Annotated in this window: 17 protein-coding genes; 12 read left to right on the top strand and 5 right to left on the bottom strand. The window is 62.4% G+C overall.

Translation table 11 applies throughout. The annotated features are described in order from the left end of the window. The first annotated feature begins 55 nt into the window (after positions 1-55). The 4 genes from NN484_RS11770 to NN484_RS11755 all read left to right on the top strand — a co-directional run bounded on the left by NN484_RS11770 (position 56) and on the right by NN484_RS11755 (position 5,706). On the top strand, positions 56-1,219 hold the full coding sequence (locus NN484_RS11770; RefSeq protein ID WP_127652077.1) for an isovaleryl-CoA dehydrogenase: 1,164 nt from the start codon (positions 56-58) through the stop codon (positions 1,217-1,219). 104 nt (positions 1,220-1,323) lie between these two features. Continuing rightward, a complete protein-coding gene (locus NN484_RS11765; protein ID WP_127652078.1) occupies positions 1,324-2,928 on the top strand; it encodes a carboxyl transferase domain-containing protein in 1,605 nt (534 codons plus the stop codon). Between the two features lie 13 nt (positions 2,929-2,941). After that, complete coding sequence (locus tag NN484_RS11760) at positions 2,942-3,757, top strand: gamma-carboxygeranoyl-CoA hydratase (RefSeq protein ID WP_215500956.1); 816 nt, start codon at positions 2,942-2,944, stop codon at positions 3,755-3,757. Continuing rightward, positions 3,757-5,706, top strand: a complete 1,950-nt coding sequence (locus NN484_RS11755; protein WP_274659156.1) for an acetyl/propionyl/methylcrotonyl-CoA carboxylase subunit alpha — start codon at positions 3,757-3,759, stop codon at positions 5,704-5,706. The genes NN484_RS11760 and NN484_RS11755 overlap by 1 nt, the downstream gene beginning before the upstream one ends. A 40-nt stretch (positions 5,707-5,746) precedes the next feature. On the opposite strand, the gene NN484_RS11750 is transcribed toward NN484_RS11755, so the two are convergent. After that, positions 5,747-6,406, bottom strand: coding sequence for a LexA family protein (locus tag NN484_RS11750; protein WP_215500958.1), 660 nt, complete (start codon positions 6,404-6,406; stop codon positions 5,747-5,749). A gap of 130 nt (positions 6,407-6,536) precedes the next feature. On the opposite strand from NN484_RS11750, the gene NN484_RS11745 reads away from it, so the two are divergent. From NN484_RS11745 to NN484_RS11735, 3 genes are all read left to right on the top strand, one after another. Beyond that, positions 6,537-6,875: a DUF6124 family protein gene (locus NN484_RS11745; RefSeq protein WP_274659155.1), complete on the top strand. Its 339-nt coding sequence runs from the start codon at positions 6,537-6,539 to the stop codon at positions 6,873-6,875. Between the two features lie 481 nt (positions 6,876-7,356). Beyond that, on the top strand, positions 7,357-8,508 hold the full coding sequence (locus NN484_RS11740) for a M14 family metallopeptidase (protein ID WP_127652083.1): 1,152 nt from the start codon (positions 7,357-7,359) through the stop codon (positions 8,506-8,508). 150 nt (positions 8,509-8,658) lie between these two features. Beyond that, positions 8,659-9,858: an MFS transporter gene (locus NN484_RS11735; protein ID WP_274659154.1), complete on the top strand. Its 1,200-nt coding sequence runs from the start codon at positions 8,659-8,661 to the stop codon at positions 9,856-9,858. Here NN484_RS11735 and NN484_RS11730 read toward each other — a convergent pair. After that, complete coding sequence (locus tag NN484_RS11730) at positions 9,855-10,400, bottom strand: cytochrome b (RefSeq protein ID WP_274659153.1); 546 nt, start codon at positions 10,398-10,400, stop codon at positions 9,855-9,857. The two genes, NN484_RS11735 and NN484_RS11730, sit on opposite strands and share 4 nt — an antisense overlap. Continuing rightward, positions 10,397-11,491, bottom strand: coding sequence for a catalase family peroxidase (locus NN484_RS11725; protein ID WP_274659152.1), 1,095 nt, complete (start codon positions 11,489-11,491; stop codon positions 10,397-10,399). Before NN484_RS11725 ends, NN484_RS11730 begins: the two co-directional genes overlap by 4 nt. A 157-nt stretch (positions 11,492-11,648) precedes the next feature. On the opposite strand from NN484_RS11725, the gene NN484_RS11720 reads away from it, so the two are divergent. From NN484_RS11720 to NN484_RS11705, 4 genes are all read left to right on the top strand, one after another. After that, positions 11,649-12,155: an RNA polymerase sigma factor gene (locus NN484_RS11720; protein ID WP_215500962.1), complete on the top strand. Its 507-nt coding sequence runs from the start codon at positions 11,649-11,651 to the stop codon at positions 12,153-12,155. Next, positions 12,152-12,907, top strand: a complete 756-nt coding sequence (locus tag NN484_RS11715; RefSeq protein WP_274659151.1) for an anti-sigma factor family protein — start codon at positions 12,152-12,154, stop codon at positions 12,905-12,907. Before NN484_RS11720 ends, NN484_RS11715 begins: the two co-directional genes overlap by 4 nt. 131 nt (positions 12,908-13,038) lie before the next feature. Further along, positions 13,039-14,160 carry a cell division protein ZapE gene (zapE, locus tag NN484_RS11710; protein ID WP_274659150.1) on the top strand — a complete coding sequence of 374 codons (1,122 nt, stop codon included), beginning with the start codon at positions 13,039-13,041 and terminating at the stop codon, positions 14,158-14,160. Between the two features lie 127 nt (positions 14,161-14,287). After that, on the top strand, positions 14,288-15,601 hold the full coding sequence (locus tag NN484_RS11705; protein ID WP_274659149.1) for a protein kinase: 1,314 nt from the start codon (positions 14,288-14,290) through the stop codon (positions 15,599-15,601). A 79-nt stretch (positions 15,602-15,680) separates the two neighbouring features. On the opposite strand, the gene NN484_RS11700 is transcribed toward NN484_RS11705, so the two are convergent. After that, positions 15,681-16,385: a YebC/PmpR family DNA-binding transcriptional regulator gene (locus NN484_RS11700; RefSeq protein ID WP_027614601.1), complete on the bottom strand. Its 705-nt coding sequence runs from the start codon at positions 16,383-16,385 to the stop codon at positions 15,681-15,683. Positions 16,386-16,606: 221 nt separating this feature from the next. On the opposite strand from NN484_RS11700, the gene NN484_RS11695 reads away from it, so the two are divergent. Next, complete coding sequence (locus tag NN484_RS11695) at positions 16,607-17,995, top strand: type VI secretion system Vgr family protein (RefSeq protein WP_274659148.1); 1,389 nt, start codon at positions 16,607-16,609, stop codon at positions 17,993-17,995. A gap of 3 nt (positions 17,996-17,998) precedes the next feature. On the opposite strand, the gene NN484_RS11690 is transcribed toward NN484_RS11695, so the two are convergent. Continuing rightward, the gene (locus NN484_RS11690; protein WP_274659147.1) at positions 17,999-19,390 is read right to left on the bottom strand and encodes an FAD-dependent oxidoreductase; all 1,392 of its coding nucleotides are present in this window, start codon (positions 19,388-19,390) and stop codon (positions 17,999-18,001) included. Between the last annotated feature and the right edge of the window lie 10 nt (positions 19,391-19,400).

The raw sequence follows: 19,400 nt of genomic DNA, 5'->3' as shown, positions 1-19,400 counted from the left end.
GGTGAGAGCTGTTCGACCGCCCTCCCCACCCTACAAAAAAGCTAAAAGGTGCCCCATGAGCTATCCATCCCTGAACTTCGCCCTCGGTGAAACCATCGACATGCTGCGCGATCAGGTTCAGTCCTTTGTCGCCGATCAGATCGCCCCACGCGCCGCGCAGATCGACCACGACAACCTGTTCCCTGCCGACATGTGGCGCAAATTCGGCGACATGGGCCTGCTCGGCATCACCGTGCCGGAAGAGTACGGCGGCGCCGGCCTGGGTTACCTGGCGCACGTGGTGGCGATGGAAGAAATCAGCCGCGGTTCGGCCTCGGTGGCGCTGTCCTACGGCGCGCATTCCAACCTCTGCGTCAATCAGATCAACCGCAATGGCAACCACGAGCAGAAAAGCCAATACCTGCCGAAGCTGATCAGCGGCGAACACGTCGGCGCCCTCGCGATGAGCGAGCCGAACGCCGGTTCCGACGTGGTCTCGATGAAGCTGCGCGCCGACAAACGCGGCGACCGTTTCGTGCTCAACGGCAGCAAAACCTGGATCACCAACGGCCCCGACGCCAACACCTACGTGATCTACGCCAAGACCGATCTGGAAAAGGGCCCGCACGGCATCACCGCCTTCATTGTCGAGCGCGACTGGAAAGGCTTCAGCCGCAGCAACAAGTTCGACAAGCTCGGCATGCGCGGTTCCAACACCTGCGAGCTGTTTTTCGATGACGTCGAAGTGCCGGAAGAAAACATCCTCGGCGTGCTCAACGGCGGCGTCAAAGTGCTGATGAGCGGCCTCGATTACGAGCGCGTCGTGCTGTCCGGCGGCCCGACCGGGATCATGCAGTCGTGCATGGACCTGATCGTGCCGTACATCCACGACCGCAAGCAGTTCGGCCAGAGCATCGGCGAATTCCAGCTGATCCAAGGCAAAGTCGCCGACATGTACACCCAGCTCAACGCCAGCCGTGCCTACCTGTACGCGGTGGCCCAGGCGTGCGAGCGCGGCGAAACCACGCGCAAGGACGCTGCCGGGGTGATCCTCTACACCGCCGAACGCGCCACACAAATGGCCCTCGACGCGATCCAGATTCTCGGCGGCAACGGTTACATCAACGAATTCCCTGCCGGGCGTCTGCTGCGTGACGCCAAGCTGTACGAAATCGGCGCTGGCACCAGTGAGATCCGACGCATGCTGATCGGCCGCGAACTGTTCAACGAAACGAAATGAATTTCGTCAGCGGCAAGCTGCGAGCCTCAAGCGGCAAGAGACATGCGCTCTTGCCTCAACTTGCAGCTTGTAGCTTGAAACTTCAAGCTGCTACGGAGTAGCCCATGATCCTGCATACCCAGCTCAATCCCCGTTCAGCGGAGTTCGCCGCCAACAGCGCGGCGATGCTCGAACAAGTCGACGCCCTGCACACTCTGCTCGCCCAAGTGGCGCAGGGTGGCGGCGCGAAAGCCCAGGAACGGCACACCTCACGGGGCAAACTGCTACCGCGTGAGCGGATCAATCGTCTGCTCGACCCCGGCTCGCCCTTTCTGGAAATCAGCCAGCTCGCTGCGCACGCCGTGTATGGCGAAGACGTACCGGCGGCGGGCGTGATCGCCGGGATCGGCCGGGTCGAAGGCGTCGAGTGCATGATCGTCGCCAACGACGCGACGGTGAAGGGCGGCTCGTACTACCCGCTGACCGTGAAAAAGCACCTGCGCGCGCAGACCATCGCCCAGCAGAACCGCCTGCCGTGCATCTATCTGGTGGACTCGGGCGGCGCCAACCTGCCGCGTCAGGACGAGGTGTTCCCGGATCGCGAACACTTCGGCCGGATCTTTTTCAACCAGGCCAACATGAGCGCCATGGGCATTCCGCAGATCGCCGTGGTCATGGGTTCCTGCACTGCCGGTGGTGCTTATGTACCAGCGATGGCCGACGAAGCGATCATGGTGCGCAATCAGGCGACGATCTTCCTCGCCGGCCCGCCGCTGGTGAAAGCCGCAACCGGTGAAGTGGTCAGCGCTGAAGACCTCGGCGGTGCCGATGTGCACTGCAAGATTTCCGGCGTGGCCGACCATTACGCCGAGAGCGACGAACACGCCCTCGCCCTCGCCCGCCGCAGCGTTGCCAACCTCAACTGGCGCAAGCTCGGCGAGGTGCAACAACGCGCGCCGATTGCACCGCTGTACGCCAGCGATGAGCTGTATGGCGTGGTCTCGGCCGACGCCAAGCAGCCGTTCGACGTGCGCGAGGTGATTGCGCGGCTGGTCGACGGTTCGGTGTTCGATGAGTTCAAGGCGCTGTTCGGCACCACGCTGGTGTGTGGTTTTGCGCACCTGCACGGCTACCCGATCGCGATCCTCGCCAACAACGGCATCCTCTTCGCCGAAGCCGCGCAGAAAGGCGCGCACTTCATCGAACTGGCCTGCCAGCGCGGTATCCCGCTGCTGTTCCTGCAGAACATCACCGGCTTCATGGTCGGGCAGAAATACGAGGCCGGCGGCATCGCCAAGCACGGTGCGAAACTGGTGACGGCGGTGGCCTGCGCCAAGGTGCCGAAATTCACCGTGATCATCGGCGGCAGCTTTGGCGCCGGTAACTACGGCATGTGCGGACGGGCTTACGATCCGCGCTTCCTGTGGATGTGGCCGAATGCGCGCATCGGTGTGATGGGCGCCGAGCAGGCTGCCGGCGTGCTGGTGCAGGTCAAGCGCGAACAGGCCGAGCGCAGCGGCCAGGGCTTCACGGCCGAGCAGGAAACCGAGATCAAGCAACCGATCCTCGACCAGTACGAAGAGCAGGGTCACCCCTACTACTCCAGCGCACGCCTGTGGGACGACGGCGTCATCGACCCGGCGCAGACCCGCGATGTGCTGGCCCTGGCCTTGTCCGCGTCGTTGAACGCGCCTATCGAACCGAGCCGCTTCGGCGTGTTCCGGATGTGATCGGGAGAATCTCATGAGCGACTTCAACACCCTCGAACTGCAGAGCGACCCACGGGGTTTCGCCACGCTGTGGCTCAACCGTGCAGAAAAGAACAACGCGTTCAACGCCGAGATGATCCGCGAGCTGATTCTGGCGCTGGACAAGGTTGCCAGCGACGCCAGCCTGCGTTTTCTGTTGGTGCGCGGACGTGGCAAACACTTCAGCGCCGGCGCCGATCTGGCGTGGATGCAGCAATCGGCCGAACTCGATTACCACACCAATCTGGACGACGCCCGCGAACTGGCGGAGCTGATGTACAACCTCGCCAAGCTGAAAATCCCGACCCTGGCCGTGGTGCAAGGTGCGGCGTTCGGCGGCGCGCTTGGGCTGATCAGTTGCTGCGACATGGCGATTGGCACCGATGATGCGCAGTTCTGCTTGTCGGAGGTACGCATCGGCCTGGCGCCAGCGGTGATCAGTCCGTTCGTGGTGCAGGCCATCGGCGAACGCGCCGCCCGTCGTTACGCGCTGACCGCCGAACGTTTCGGTGGCCAGCGGGCGCGGGAAATCGGCTTGTTGTCCGAGAGCTATCCGGCCGTCGAGCTTGATCAAGCCGTCGAGCAATGGATCGACAACCTGCTGCTCAACAGCCCCGCCGCGATGCGCGCCAGTAAAGATCTGCTGCGCGAAGTCGGCAACGGCGCGCTGACCCCGGCCTTGCGCCGCTACACCGAAAACGCCATCGCGCGCATCCGCGTCAGCCCTGAAGGCCAGGAAGGCTTGCGCGCGTTCCTGCAAAAACGTGCGCCGAGCTGGCAAGCCGCAACCACCCCCAAGGAGCCGCGTTGATGAGCGCACCTGTTCTCACCACCCTGCTGGTGGCCAACCGTGGCGAAATCGCTTGCCGGGTCATGCGCACCGCCAAGGCGCTGGGCCTGACCACCGTCGCCGTACACAGCGCCACCGACCGCGAAGCGCGCCACAGCCGCGAAGCCGACATCCGCGTCGACCTGGGTGGCAGCAAAGCCGCCGACAGCTATCTGCAGATCGACAAACTGATCGCGGCGGCCAAGGCCAGCGGCGCACAGGCAATTCACCCGGGTTATGGCTTTCTGTCGGAGAACGCCGGATTCGCTCGCGCCATTGAACAAGCCGGGTTGATCTTCCTCGGCCCACCCGCTTCGGCCATCGACGCCATGGGCAGCAAGTCTGCGGCCAAGGCCTTGATGGAAACCGCTGGCGTGCCGCTGGTGCCGGGCTATCACGGCGAGGCGCAGGATCTGGACACCTTCCGCGATGCCTGTGAACGCATTGGCTACCCGGTGCTGCTCAAGGCCACGGCGGGTGGCGGCGGCAAAGGCATGAAAGTGGTCGAGGACGTCAGCCAACTGGCCGAAGCCCTGGCCTCGGCCCAGCGCGAAGCGCAGTCGTCGTTCGGCGATTCGCGGATGCTGGTGGAGAAATACCTGCTCAAGCCGCGTCACGTGGAAATCCAGGTGTTCGCCGACCAGCACGGCAACTGCCTGTACCTGAACGAACGGGATTGCTCGATCCAGCGTCGCCACCAGAAAGTCGTCGAAGAAGCCCCGGCGCCAGGCCTGCCCCCGGAACTGCGCCGCGCCATGGGTGAAGCGGCGGTGCGTTCGGCGCAGGCGATCGGTTACGTCGGCGCCGGCACCGTGGAGTTTCTGCTGGATGCGCGCGGCGAATTCTTCTTCATGGAAATGAACACCCGTTTGCAGGTCGAGCACCCGGTCACCGAAGCAATCACCGGCCTCGATCTGGTCGCGTGGCAGATTCGTGTGGCGCGCGGTGAAGCGTTGCCCATCACACAGGATCAGGTGCCGCTCAACGGGCACGCGATCGAAGTTCGGCTGTATGCCGAAGACCCGTCGAATGACTTCCTGCCCGCGACCGGGCGTCTGCAGCTGTATCGTGAGTCGGCTGCCGGTCCGGGGCGCCGGGTGGATAGCGGGGTTGAGGAAGGCGACGAGATTTCGCCGTTCTACGACCCGATGCTCGGCAAGCTGATTGCCTGGGGCGAGGATCGCGAGCAGGCGCGTCTGCGACTGTTGAGCATGCTCGATGAGTTCGCCATTGGCGGTTTGAAGACCAACATCAACTTCCTGCGGCGGATCATTGCGCATCCGGCCTTTGCCGCTGCGGAACTGGATACCGGGTTTATTCCGCGCTATCAGGAACAACTGCTGCCGGCTCCGGGTGAGCTGAGCGATGGGTTCTGGCATGCAGCAGCGCAGGCTTTCGCGCAGAGTTTGCCGGGCGCGGTGCGGGCGGACGATTTGGGCTCGCCGTGGGCGTTGAACAGTGGTTTGCGCGCAGGTTTGCCGGCGGAAATCACCTTGCATCTGAGCTGCGAAGGCCAGGATCGCGCGTTGACCTTGAGTGCCGCCAGCAACACCAGGCTGTCGGGCGAAGCACTGTGGGTCGAGCACGACGGCGTGCGTCGTACCTTGCGCGCCATTCGCCAGGGCAATTCGTTGTACCTGCAATGGGACGGCGAGTTGCGCCGCATCGAGACCTACGACCCAATCAGCGCCGTCGAAGCCAGCCACAGTCATCAGGGCGGTCTGACGGCACCCATGAACGGCAGTATCGTGCGGGTGTTGGTGGAGGCCGGGCAATCGGTCGAGGCCGGCGCGCAACTGGTGGTGCTGGAGGCGATGAAGATGGAGCACAGCATCCGTGCGCCCCATGCGGGAGTGATCAAAGCGATGTATTGCCAGGAAGGCGAAATGGTTGGCGAAGGCAGCGCTTTGGTTGAACTGGAAGCCGTGTAAATGAGGAGATCGATCCTACGCCTGACGAGGATCGATCTGACTAGAAACGCGCCGTTGCCTGAACCACGACGCCGATGATTCGACACTCGTCGGTGAACAGGGCTTTCGGCCAGGTCGGATTGAGCGGTACCAGGTAACGCTGGCCGCCCTCTTCGTCCAGTTTGCGGAAGATCGCTTCTTCGCTGTCCTGCCACTGGGCGATCACCAGTTTGCCGGGCACCGCTTCCACCTCCGGATCCACCAGAATCAGCATGCCTTCGGCAATGCTCTGGCCGGTGGGTGCAGTCATCGAATCCCCCGTAACCGTCAGCCAGAACGCCGCACCACGGGCGTGATAATCCGTCAGTTCGAAGCGCTGCTTGCCATGCGCCGGGGCATAGGCTGTGGTTGCACTTTCGCGAATTTCACACGAGGTGCGCCAGTCGCTGACCGGGTAGCGGAAGTACGGGTTGTACTTCTGCGCCAGTGGCATCTCGTCATCCGCCGCTTCCTGCGGCTCGCGGATCACCAGTACCACTTCGAGGAAGTCCATGCCCAGCGCGTGCAACACGCGGTTCATTTGGGTGATGCCCGGTTCGCGACGTTTGTTCAGCCAATGCCCGATGCCGCCCTGGGACATGCCGACGCGCTCTCCGAGCTCTGTTTGAGTGATTTTGAGTTCACTCATCTTGGCCTTGACCAACTCAATCCATTTATCCATGTGGGGCACCTTACGTCGACGCCTTCGGCCGGCAAAACACATATTGTAGTATTTAAATTCTGGTCACAACTACGCATCGTACTATCCTGAAAGCACGGACTTTCAATCGAACAAGGAGTGACCTTTCACCATGAATATCAACAGCGAAGACTTGCCCGATCTGCAAATGGACACCACGTTCACCTCCCCTCAAGGCAACGCGGCAGCACAGCGGGCGCTGGATTATTACTTGAAACCAGCTGTGTCAGAACCCGAGGTCGAAGAGCGTTTTTTCGATGTGAAACGCCACCTCAGCGGCGAAGAAGCCCTGGTGCATGCCTCGGATCTGTTGCGCTGTGCAGCGGCCACCGCCTTCAAGGCAGCAGAAAACCTGCAAGGCGCGAGCCGCGACCTGGCCTTTTCGGTGGTGCATATGGTGGATATGGCGCGGGCGATGGTCGACCATTCGATCGATGGCGACCAGCTCTGACGAACACGGCAAACGGACGGACAGGAAAGAATTTTCCCATCGCGCAGATAAAAACATTTGACTTGCAAATGATAATGATTATTATTGCAAGCAACTGGTCGCGAGATCAGTCGATGGACCAGAGACCTTAGGTCGGTCTTCTGGACTATCTCCTCATCAGGCTAATCACGGTTTTTGACCCGGCTTTTTGCCGGGTCTTTTTTTGCCCGTTTTTCGGGCTTATGGCTTCAGGCTAACGAAGTCTTTGGGTGCTGCAAATTCGATGGCGCGGATAATATCAAAAGAATATCGCTTGGCAAGCGGAGCCCGGCCACATTGGGGCAAACTTACGGCAATTAGCACTTGAGAATCAATCGCACAGTCTCTAAGCTGCTTGCGCGTCATGGAGGACGCCCCCGCCGCAACCCCGCAATTTCCCTCGGTTTCACCCCTGTCTTGCGTGTAAAGTAGCCGCTATAAAAATCATATTCAGGAACCGATTATGACCGTGGCCAAATCTTCGTTCGACATCAGCGCCAACTTCGACAGCGGCAACATTCAAGTCATCGACCTCTCCAATCCGCTCAACCCGGTTCTGGCCATTCGCCCGGATACCCGCAGCGCTCACTTTCAGTGGTTCCACTTCAAGGCCAGCGGCCTGCATGTGCATCAGGAGCACTGGTTTCGCCTGGTCAACGCCAGCCAATCCTCCTATAACAAGGCCTGGACCGGCTATCAGGCCGTCGCTTCCTACGACCACGTCAACTGGTTCCGCATTCCTACCAGTTTCGAAGGCGACAGCCTGCGCTTTTGCCTCGAAGCCGAGCAGACCCACGCCTGGTTCGCCTACTTCGAACCCTATAGCCGCGGCCGTCATGACTGGCTGATCGAGCAGGCGCTGACCAAGGCCGGCACCGAGCTGCTGGCCACCGGCAAGAGTGTCGAGGGTCGAGATATCCAACTGCTGCGCAAGGGCAGCGGCGCCGAAGGCCGGCGCAAAGTCTGGATCATCGCTCAGCAGCACCCGGGTGAGCACATGGCCGAATGGTTCATGGAAGGCGTGATCGAGCGTCTGGAACGCCACGAAGACCCGGTGTTGAACAAACTGCTGGCCAGCGCCGATCTGTATCTGGTGCCGAACATGAACCCGGACGGTGCCTTCCACGGCCACCTGCGCACCAACGCCATGGGTCAGGACTTGAACCGTGCCTGGCAGAACGCCAGTCAGGAAGTCAGCCCCGAGGTACTTTTCGTCCAGCAGCAGATGGAAAAGTACGGCGTCGATCTGTTCCTCGACGTACACGGTGACGAAGAGATCCCCCACGTGTTCACTGCTGGTTGCGAAGGCAACCCGGGCTACACGCCGCGTATCGAGAAGCTCGAAGAGCATTTCCGCACGCACCTCAAGCACACCACCAAAGACTTCCAGACCCAGTACGGCTACACCCGCGACGAACCGGGCCAGGCCAACATGACCCTGGCCTGCAATGCCGTCGGCGAGAAATATGACTGCCTGTCACTGACCCTGGAAATGCCGTTCAAGGACCACGACGACCATCCCGACAAAGAAACGGGCTGGTCCGGCAAGCGCTCCAAACAGTTGGGCAAGGACGTGCTGACCACCATCGCCGACATGGTCGACACCCTGCGCTGATCCCTCCCCCGTCACACCCAAAGATCGCAGCGTTGTCTGCGATCTTTTTTTTTGCGCAATCCACCGCCTCGCCCGATCAGGTTGCAAATTAAAACCAGAATGCTTACCGTAACTCTGGTTTTAATTTGAAACCCAAAAAGGAATCAGGGCATGCAATCTCAACCACTCAAAAGCAGCGTGGTGCTGCTGTTCGCCATCGCCTGTGGTCTGGCCGTGGGCAACGTGTATTACGCGCAACCGCTGCTGGACGCCATGGCCGAGGCGTTTGCCATGTCGCCGGCAACCATCGGCGTCGTCATCACCCTGACGCAGATCGGCTACGGCATCGGCCTGGTGTTGCTGGTGCCGCTCGGCGACCTGCTAAACCGACGCCGGCTGATCGTCACCCAGACCCTGCTCTCGGCAGCCGCCCTGCTGATGATCGCACTGGCCCCCAGCAGTGTGTGGTTGCTGCTCGGCATGACCCTGACCGGGTTGCTCGCGGTGGTGACGCAAGTGCTGGTGGCCTACGCCGCGACACTGGCTATCCCGGCGCAACGCGGACGGGTGGTCGGGGTCGTCACCAGCGGCATCGTCGTCGGTATTTTGCTCGCGCGCACCATTGCCGGGGCCATGGCTGATCTGGCCGGTTGGCGGGCGATCTATCTGCTGTCGGCGGGGCTGACGCTGCTGATGGCGTTGTTACTGTTGCGTGTCCTGCCCAAGGATGAGGCCGCGCAGCCGGCCAGCAGCTATGTCGCGCTGATCGCTTCGGTGTTCAGCCTGTTCAGGCAAGAGCCGGTGCTGCGACAACGGGCGATACTCGCCCTGCTGACCTTCGCCAGCGCCATGGTCCTGTGGACGCCGATGGTGCTGCCGCTGGCCGCCCCGCCCCTGTCGTTGTCACACAGCGAAATCGGCCTGTTCGGATTGGCCGGCGCCGCCGGAGCAATGGCTGCAGCACGCTCCGGACATCTGGCGGATCGTGGCCTGGGCCAATGGGTCAGTGGTCTGTCGCTGCTGCTGATGCTCGCCTCGTGGCTGCCGATCGCCCTCACCCAGTCGTCACTCTGGGCACTGTTGCTCGGCGTGATCACTCTGGATCTGGGCTTGCAGGCCGTGCACGTCACCAGTCAGAGCCTGATCTACAGCGTGCGCCCCGAAGCGCAAAGCCGTCTCACCGCCGGCTACATGCTGTTTTATTCGATCGGCAGTGCAGTGGGCTCGATCCTTTCGACGGCGATGTACGCGTGGGCCGGCTGGACCGGCGTGTGCCTGCTCGGTGCCGGTATCAATGCCGTGGCGCTGGGCTACTGGTGGCTGACCCTTAAAAGTGGCGCACCCCAACGGTGCGCCACCCAGACAGGCTAACCGCGATCCCGACCGCGCAGCATGCTGTCGAGCACCTCGTCGCGGCGCACCCAACCGTGAAACAGCGCCGCCGCCAGGTGCAACAGCACGGTGAGGAACAACAGGTACGCCAGATACCCATGCGCCTTGCGCAGCACGGCAAACACCTGCGCATCGGCCGGCAGGATCGACGGTAACTGCAACGTAGTGCTGAGCATCACCGGTTCGCCCGACGCACTGATCATTGCCCAACCGAACACCGGCAGCACCAGCATCAATGCGTACAACAACACATGCGAAGCCTTCGCCGCCATCACCTGCCAGCCCGGCAGATCGGCTGGCAGCGGCGGCTGTCGGGTGGAAAACCGCACCAACAGGCGTACGACCACCAGCAGCAGAATCGCGATGCCCAGCGGTTTGTGCAGATGAATCAGCCATTCATGCCGCTGTGAAACCGACGTGACCATGCCGGCGCCAATGAACAACATGGCGATGATCATCACCGCCATCAGCCAGTGCAGCAGCCGCGCCAACAGCGCGAAATGAGTCGGTTGCGTGCTCATGGACGAGCCTCCTGTCTGGCGGCGGGCAATTGGCTGACTTCACTGGTACGACGCAAGTAGGAATCGGCGTAACCGGCAGAACGCGCAGCGAGCAATGGGTCGTCGGAACCTTCGATACCGGCCGGCAGCACCAGCGGATCGTAGTTGATGTCACGGCATTCGCCGCTGAGCTGCGGCTGAGTCTTCTCCAGCACCAGCGTGCCGGCGTTCAGCACCTTGCGTCCTTCGGGCCAGGACTTGCTGGCGTCATTCACCGGATCACCGGGGTTGGCCAAGGTGATGTTCAACTGCCAGCGCAACGGCCCTTCGGCCAGACGCTGCACCAGATCCTTCTCGAGAAAATCCGCGCCCTCCGGCGCCGTGGCACCGGCGGCATCACGCGCCAGTGGCGTGACACTCCAGCGCACGGCCTGCTTCTGGCCACTGGCGCTGACCAGATAGAACGCATTCACACTGTTGTAGGTTTCGGTGGCATAGCTGGCCGACGGTTTGGCGCTCTTCACCCAGGTCAGGAACGGCACGGCTTCCGGGTGCGCGGCAAAGAACGCCGGCACTTTCGACGGGTTCGGTTTGCCCGTGGCCGGGTCCGGCGACTGCGCCTGCTGCAACTGATAGAACGCCTCGGGAGTGCCGACCGGGAACACCGGCATGCTGTTCATCCCGGTGCGCCATTGCTGACCGTTGGCCTGGGTGAAACGCAGCGCCAGACTGCGGATCGGCACGCTGCTGTCCGGCGCATAGGGATTGCCGGCCGGCAGCGCGAAACGCCCGACCACCGGGGTCTGCGCCTCATTGAACACCTGCGCGGAAGAAAACGCCCGCGCCTCGCCGCTGCTCTCGAAATGCCCGATCACGCACACGCCCTTGGCGTGGTTGCGACGAAACCCGGGGTGCACGCCGTTGTTTTTCTCCAGCACATCGACCAGCGCCTTGGGCGTCAGACGTTGTGGGTCAAGGTTACCGTGCACGTAGGCAAACGCCCCGGCCACTGCCGCAACCACCACAGCAATGGCCGTCAGGCGCAACACTGCGCTCGCGGCACTCAAAGGCGGACGCGGCGCCCTGCCCGGCGGTGAAGTACGATCAACCATGAACAACTCCAGGGCCATCGGCCACAAGTAGGAAGAATCAGCAAGACGCACCCCAGCGAGATTTATTCCATGACCCGGTATTTATTTTTCCGAACGTGGAATAACCTCGAACGGCAGACGTCTCCCTAGTCCACAGCGTAGTGACTAGCAGAAATTCATGAGCGAATTCGACGAACAGTTGAAAGAAATCATTCCCCGATTGCGTCGCTTTGCCGTGTCGCTGACCCGCAACAGCAGCAGCGCCGACGATCTGGTGCAGGCCAGCCTTGAACGGGCCCTGTCCGGCTGGGGCGGTAAACGCGCCGAGGGCGACGTGCGTGCGTGGCTGTTCTCGATCCTCTATCGGCAATTTCTCGATGCCCATCGACGCTCGCGCCGTTATGCGCGGATGCTGGAATTCTTCACCGGTCGCGACGATGCCGAACCGTCGACCGAGCGCACCGTGATCGCCCAATCGACCCTGCAAGCCTTCGATCGCCTGCCCACCGAGCAGCGCGCCCTGTTGTTGATGGTCTCGGTCGAAGGCCTGACGTACAAGGAGGTCGCCGACATCCTCGACGTCCCCACCGGCACCGTGATGTCGCGTCTGTCCCGCGCCCGCCAGGCGTTGCGCCAACTGAGCGACGGCGAAATCAGCAGCCCTTCTTTGCGGATACTCAAATGATCAGCATGCCCCCCAGCGAGCGCGACCTGCACGCGTACGTCGACCATCAACTCAGCGAGGCCGACCGGCGCGTCCTCGATGCCTGGCTGGCCAATCACCCGGACGCAGCCGCGCAGGTTCGCGCCTGGCAACAGGACGCCCAGCAATTGCGCGCCGCCCTCGGCGGTGCCTTGCAGCAACCGGCCAATCCGGAGCTTGATCCAGCGCTGATTCGCCAGCGTCTAAAGCGTCAGTCGCATCGACGCCTGGCCAGCGCGGCGGTGTTGCTGATCGCGGTCGGCATCGGTGGTTTCAGTGGCTGGCAAGCCCGGGAAATGACCCTGGTGCGCTCCTCCGTGCTGCCGATGACCGATGCCTTGCAGGCCTATCGATTGATTGCCCAGCAAGGGATTTTGCCAGCGGACTACAAGGTCGACACTGCCGGCGACATGCAGCGCTGGCTCGACCGTTACTTCACTCAGGCCAGTCGCTTGCCGGACTTGAAATCCGCCGGGTTCGAACCGGTCAGCGGCCGCCTGCTCAGCACCGACGAAGGGCCGGCGGCGATGGTGATGTACGAGGATCGCAGCGGCCACAAGGTCAGTTTCTACGTGCGACCACCAGGGCCGAAGAACACCTTCCTGCCACGGGGCAGTCGCAGCGATGGTGATCTGCAGGCTGATTACTGGTCCGGCGGCGGGTACAACTATGCGATGGTCAGCCCGGTCGATACCCCGGCGGCGCCAATGCTCAAGCAATCCCTGCCATTCTGAATTCACCGAGGTTCGCTCCCACAAGATCGCCCACTGTCGACGAGCCGCGATGGCGGGTTGCCGCAGCCTCTGGTTACACTACGTCGCCGCGCTTCCGGGCGCCGGTTTGATGAACACGGAGTGACTGCACAGTGCCCTCTCAAGCGCCGAAACGATCGCCACTGACCCAACGCTGGTCGGCGCTGCGCCGCTGGTTCGCCAGGGGCCGGTCGGGCAGCAACGGGCATGACGCCAGCGCCCAGTCGATCCGTGAGTATTTCCGGCACAAGGCCCATGGGCAGGGTTATACCCTCAGCCACAGCCAGCAGCGGGTGATCGACTGCATGGCGCAGCAGGCCAGCCTGTTGTTCGGCGCCAGCGCGCAAACGCCAGCGAGCCTGTACCTGCATGGCGCGGTCGGACGCGGCAAGAGCTGGCTGCTCGACGGCTTTTTCCAGGCGCTGCCCACCGCGCAGAAACAGCGGGTGCATTTCCATGAATTCTTTGCCCGGCTGCATCAGGGCATGTTCAACCATCGCAAACACGACGATGCCCTCGCTGTCACCCTCGACGAGCTGTTACACGATTGCCGGGTACTGTGTTTCGACGAATTTCATGTGCATGACATCGGCGATGCGATGCTCATCACCCGGCTGTTCCAGGCCTTGTTCCACCGCGGCATCCTGTTGCTGGTGACCTCCAACTATCCGCCGGAGGGCTTGCTGCCCAACCCGCTCTATCACGCCCGTTTCAAACCGGTGATCGACCTGATCAACGCGCGGATGCAAGTGATGGAGGTCGGCGGCCCGCACGATTACCGCAGCCAGGCGAGCAATCACGCGCATCAGTTGTTCACCCAGGGCCACTATGTGTGGCCGGCCACAGCGACACAGCGTCAGGCCTTGAAACTGCCGCCTGAGGGCGCGCCGGCCATCGCATTGCCCGTGGGCAGCCGACACGTTCAGGCGCGCCTGTGCGAGGGGCGCCGGGTCGCTTTCACGTTCAACGATGTGTGCGAGCAACCGACGGCGGTGATGGATTATCTGGAGCTGTGTCGGCGGTTCGACCACTGGATCATCGACGATCTGCCGGAACTGGGCGAATGTTCGATCGCCGTTCAACAGCGCTTCATCAACCTGATCGACGTGCTCTACGACCAGGACAAACACCTGACCCTGCTCGGCCGGTTACCGCTGTGCGCGGCCCTGAGCGGCAACGTCATCGACCTGGCCCGTACCCGCAGCCGTCTGGGACAATTACAGGTAGTACACTGAATACACCAATCCTTGCGGGAGCCAGCCTGTTCGCGAAGCCCGGGTCAATGCAAATCCCAGCATTGCCGTTATCATGTCGCCCATTCCAGGCGCCCGGCGCTTCTTTCCTTTGATAGTGAACATCCCCATGCACACCCTTGCTCAATTGCGCGCCGGCGAGTTGTCGGGCATTACCCGGCTTGACCTGTCTTGCGGCCTGACCGAGTTCCCCCGGGAAATTTTTGAACTGGCCGATACGCTGGAGGTGCTCAACCTCAGCGGCAATGCCTTGAGCAGCCTGCCGGACGACCTGCATCGGCTGACCCGGATGCGCATTCTGTTCTGCTCGGACAACCGCTTCACCGAGGTGCCGGCCTGCGTCGGTCAATGTGCGGCGCTGACGATGATCGGCTTCAAGGCCAACCGTATCAGCCACGTGCCGGGCACTGCGTTGCCGCCGCTGTTGCGCTGGTTGATCCTGACCGATAACTGCATCGAAACCTTGCCGAGCGAACTCGGCGAGCGCCCGTACCTGCAAAAACTGTTGCTTGCAGGCAATCGCCTGCAAGCGCTGCCGGCGTCGATGAGCCAATGTCATCGTCTGGAGCTGATCCGCATCGCCGCCAACCGCCTGCGTGAACTGCCGCAGTGGCTGCTGACCCTGCCGAGCCTGACTTGGCTGGCCTATGCCGGCAATCCCCTGGAAACCGAGGCCGACGCCGCCGCGCTCGAAGCCACGCCGTTGATCGACTGGTCGGCGCTGCATCTGGAACAGCGTTTGGGCGAAGGGGCTTCCGGGGTGATTTCCCGGGCGCTGTGGCGGCGCACCGACCACTCGCCGGTGCCGGTCGCGGTCAAGCTGTACAAAGGTGAGATGACCAGCGACGGCTCGCCGCTGCACGAGATGAACGCCTGCATCACCGCCGGCCTGCACCCGAACCTGATTCGCGTCGAGGGCCGTATTCACGGTCACCCTGACGGGCAACAAGGCCTGGTGATGCAACTGATCGACCCAAGCTTCCGCAATCTTGCGGCATTGCCGAGCCTGGCCAGTTGCTCGCGGGATGTCTACCGCGAAGATTGCCGGTTCAGTGCCGAGGTGGCGTTGAACATTGCCCGAGGCATCGCTTCGGCGGCCGAACACCTGCATCAACAGGGCATCACCCACGGCGACCTCTACGGACACAACATTCTGTTGAACGATCAGGGCGATTGTCTGCTGGGGGATTTTGGCGCGGCGTCGTTCCATGCCACCACCGACAACCTGGAAACACGAGCGCTGCAACGCATCGAAGTGCGGGCGTTCGGGATTCTGCTCGGGGAATTGCTGGCGCGGATCGACTCGGGGTTGAGCGATGAACGGCGCGAAGTGCTGCAAGAACTGGAACGGCGTTGCTGTCAGGCGGATGTACTGGCGCGGCCGGGGTTTGATGAGGTCATTGAGGTATTGCGCGCGCAATGACAGAAAAATCGCAGCCTGCGGCAGCTACAGGGTTATGTGGATCCCTGTAGGAGCTGCCGCAGGCTGCGATTTTTTGATCTTAGCCCGCCAGACCGACAAACATGTCCTGCACGTCATCATGGTTGTCGAGGCCTTCGAGGAACGCCTCGACTTCAGCCATCTGCTCGGCGCTCAGGCCGCTGACCGGGTTCTTCGGCTGGTAGCCGAGTTTGGCCGACAGCACGGTGAAGCCTTGCTCGGGCAGGGCTTTCTGCACGGCGTCAAGGTCGGTCGGATCAGTCAGGAACAAGGTCGCGCCCTCTTCACCCGGCTCGAAGTCCTGGGCACCGGCCTCGATCGCGGCCATTTCCGGATCGGCGTCCGGGGTGTCCGGCGAGGCTTCGATCATGCCGACGTGGTTGAAGTCCCAGGCCACCGAGCCGGAAGCGCCCAGTTGGCCCTTGCGGAAGGCCACGCGGATTTCCGCGACGGTGCGGTTGATGTTGTCGGTGACGCACTCGACGATCAACGGAACCTGGTGCGGCGCGAAACCTTCATACGTCACGCGGTGGTATTGCACGGTTTCGCCCAGCAGGCCGGCGCCTTTCTTGATGGCGCGGTCCAGGGTTTCCTTGGGCATCGAGGCTTTCTTGGCCTGTTCGACCACCAGACGCAGGTGTGCGTTGGTGGCGGTATCGGCACCGTTGCGGGCAGCGATGGTGATTTCTTTCACCAGTTTGCCGAAGATCTTGCCCTTGGCGTTGGCTGCCGCTTCTTTGTGTTTAACCTTCCACTGTGCGCCCATTACTCACTCTCTTGATCTGTGGCGCCGAGACATCTATTGGCCGACGCGTGGCGCCAAGTTTATACGGCCTAAAGTCGGCAATCGACCAAAAAAATTCATTGTTGAATCGACATCTTCACCACGCCTTGTAGGGCGATTCTGAAAAACCCACTGGCCATGACCATTCGTGCTCGGGTTTTCGTACCCTCTGCCGTCCGTATTGCCCCACAGAGCCCGTATGAATGCTCAATGACCAGGAACGCCCGTTCACCCTGACCCTGACCGATGGCCCACTGTGCCTGCCGGTGCTGCGTTTCACCGGCAAGGAAGCGCTCAATCAGCCCTTTCGTTTCGAGATTGAAGTGATCGGCCTGGCCCCGGCCTTGTCACCGAGCAGCCTGCTGCGACAACCGGCCTACCTGAGTCTGGGTGTCGATCATGGCATTCACGGCCTGATCCACAGCGTCCGTTGCGAGCATCGCGCCAGCCACCGGATCAGTTACCGAATGACGCTGGTTCCGCAGTTGCAGCGTCTGGCGCAATCACCCCGGCGCCGGGTGTTCGCGCAGACGAGCGTACCGGCGATCCTTGCCCAATTGCTCGACGAGCAGGGCCTGCCAGCACACAGTTACCGGATCGAGATGAGCGTCGGTCATTACCCGCCACGGCCATTTTGCATTCAGTACGAGGAAAGCGACCTGGCCTTGCTGCAACGCCTGTGCGAGGAAGAAGGCATCCACTATCACTTCGAGCATCGCCCGGATGGGCATGTCGTGGTGTTTGCCGACGACAACCTGAGCCTGCCGCAGGAACCGCTGCCGGTACCGTTCGCCGTGACTGACGAGAGCCCTTCACCTCGCCTCAGCACGCTGTTTCAGCGGCATGACGCGACACCGGTCATGGCCGCGCATGGCATTCGCAACCGGGGCCAGCAGGTCAGCAGCGCTGACGCGGCCAATCATCCCGTGCCCGCGCTCACGCCCTTGCAGCTGTCGGGCGAACAGCGTCACGCCGAACAACGCAGTCGTCGCCATTTGCAGCGCCAGCGCTGCCTGTCCCGTTCGATCCACGGGCGCAGCGATTGCAGCGCACTGCGCAGCGGACATCTGCTGCAGATCACCGAGCACCCGATCAATGCGTTCAACGAGCAGTGGCTGATCACCGAGCTGCACCATCAAGGTCAGCACCCCTCGATCCTCGATCCGACAAGCGACGTGCATCGCTATCGCAACGACTTCACCGCCCTGCCCTGGGCCAGCGATTTTCGTCCGCCCCTGGCGCAGCCACGTCCGAACATCGGTGGCTATCATCTGGCGCGAGTGTTGGGTACGCCCGGTCAGCCGGCGCAACTGGATGAACTGGGGCGTATCGGCGTCAGTCTGTGGCCGGCGCAGGCAGCCGAGACGGCTTGCCTGTGGTTGCCGATTGCCCTGACCGGCGCCAATGGCCGCCTTGCCGCCCACGAATTGCCCCGCGCCGGCAGCGAGGTGTGGGTGAGTTTCCTCGACAGCGATCCGGATCGACCGATCCTCTGCCTGAGCCACTCGCGCCCGCCCTCGCCACGGGAATCTGCGCCAACAAACGACAGCAGTCTGTTGCTCGACTGGCTGCTCAACAGCGCCGATCCGTAACGCTCAGCCCTTGTCAGCCTTGCCCGCCGCCGCGGCGAATTTCGCCAGGCGCACGTCCAGATGCCGCGGCCGGTGCCCGTGGTCCTCGGCGCGTTCCTTGCGGCGGATGGCGTTGCGCACCATCAACGAGCCGAGGTAACGGATCGGCTCCGGTGGAAAATAGCCCAGCGGTCCGTTGACCAGTGGCGAGCGGGTCCATGGGTTGTCGAGGCCCTGCACCAGCGAGGCGAGAATCTGCCCGCCCATGTGACACGGGCCGACGCCGCTGCCGGAATAACCGAAGCCGTAAAACACATTGCCACTGGCGCTCATCTGCCCGAAAAACGGCAAACCGGTGACCGAACGATCCGATGGCCCGTTCCACGTCGCATCGACTTTTACCTCGGCAAACGCCGGGAAGAAGTCGCCGAGGCTGCGCTTGAGCAACCCGGCGTACGGCGACGGCTGATCGAACACCGACAGCATTCGCCCGCCATAGGCGAAGGTGTTGCCGCCCTTGCCGAGCATGATCCGGCCGTCCGGGGTGTTGTGGTAGTAGTGCACGAAAATCCGCGAATCGAGCACGCTGACGCCGCTGGTCAAACCTATTTCCTGCAGCAGATCCGGGCGTGGCTCGGTGATCAGCATGTCGCTGGAAACGATCGCCACGCTGCGTTCGAACTGCGGGAACGCCCGGGCCATCCACGCGTTCATCGCCAGCACCACGCGGTCGGCGATTACGCTGCCCTTCGCCGTGTGGATTCGCGCCGGGCGGCCTTCTTCCAGACCGGTCATCGCGGTGTTTTCGTGGATCTTCACCCCCAGTTGCAACGCCACCCGGCGCAGCCCGCGCACCAGTTTGCCCGGTTGTACACTGGTCGCCGCCGGCGAGAACCAGCCTTCCAGATGTTTACTCGAACCAGCCATGCGCTGTACATCGGCCAGCGGGCGGTTTGTGAAGGAGTTGATGCCATTGCGCTCCAGCGCGGCGATCACCGCGTCGGTTGAGCCAACCTGCGCCTGGTTGGTGGCGGTGTACAGTGTGCCGTCGAGACGGTAATCGGCGTCGACGCCGTACTGTTCGCAGAACTCGCCAATGGCGTGAATACTGCGCTCGGACGCCTTGACCAAGCGCACCGCCTCCTCGACGCCGAACAGGCGCTCAAGGGTGAAATACTTGGCCGACCACGACAACGCACAACCACCGTTGCGCCCACTGGCACCGGCGCCGCAGATGTCGGCTTCGATCAGCAGCACGTCGAGTTCAGGGTTCTGCTGCTTGAGCATGATCGCCGTCCACAGCCCGGTGTAACCGCCGCCGACGATGCACACATCAGCGCGCACTTCGCCTTGCAGCGGCGGGCAAGTCGGGGATGGATCGGCCTGCAGGGCCTGCTCGAGCCAAAACGGTCTCATGGGATTTCTC

Origin of the sequence: Pseudomonas serboccidentalis, assembly GCF_028830055.1 — a bacterium.
Lineage (GTDB): Bacteria > Pseudomonadota > Gammaproteobacteria > Pseudomonadales > Pseudomonadaceae > Aquipseudomonas > Aquipseudomonas serboccidentalis.
Note: the sequence above shows the minus strand (reverse complement) of the source record. Positions and strands in the feature narration are given on the sequence as shown.